Consider the following 604-nt stretch of genomic DNA (forward strand, 5'->3'; position numbering starts at 1 on the left):
GGATATACTGAGTTTTGCTGCAGCATAATCGCCATCACGAAACGATTGTGAGGTCATGCGTCGATAGCAGTTTGATGCTTGGTCATAAGTACTGATGCGAAATTTTCTGTGTCGAGTTTTCTGTTCTGGTATAAGTTGCTCGTATAAAGCTGCAGCCGATTTGTAATCGCCACTTAGTGTCAAGATCCAAGCCTTGCATGTGCGAAGAGCGATGTCTTGATTGTCGATGCTTAGCGCTTTGTTGATTTGAATTTGTGCGCGTGGAAAATCTTCTTCTGAAATTAAGAATTGAGCATATGCATAATATGCAATTGCTGAGTCTGGGTCGAATACTATGGCTTTTTCAAGTTCGACTTCAGCCTTGTATGGGGATGAGTCTTTTAATATGTATCCGTGAATTCTATAGCACTCAGAGAACTCGGGCATTATGTTTTTTGCTTGGGTTATATAGCTTTCTGCGGCTTTCTGGTTTTGGTTCTTAGCTTCTGAGAGAGCCTTTTTTAGGTAAATTGCACATATTTTTTCATCTCTTGTTGACCAAGAAATTGTATTTAAATCATAGTTGTAATGGTGTTGCATTATATTTGTTTGATCTAGGATGTGT

The 604-nt window shown here is 39.1% G+C and carries 1 protein-coding gene; it reads right to left on the reverse strand.

All coding sequences use genetic code 11. The features are described 5' to 3' along the window. A partial coding sequence (locus tag AC1DLB_RS31590; protein WP_477786476.1) for a tetratricopeptide repeat protein occupies window positions 1-604 on the reverse strand: 604 nt, incomplete at both ends.

The sequence above is a fragment of the Pseudomonas sp. 05N434 genome (assembly GCF_056396965.1).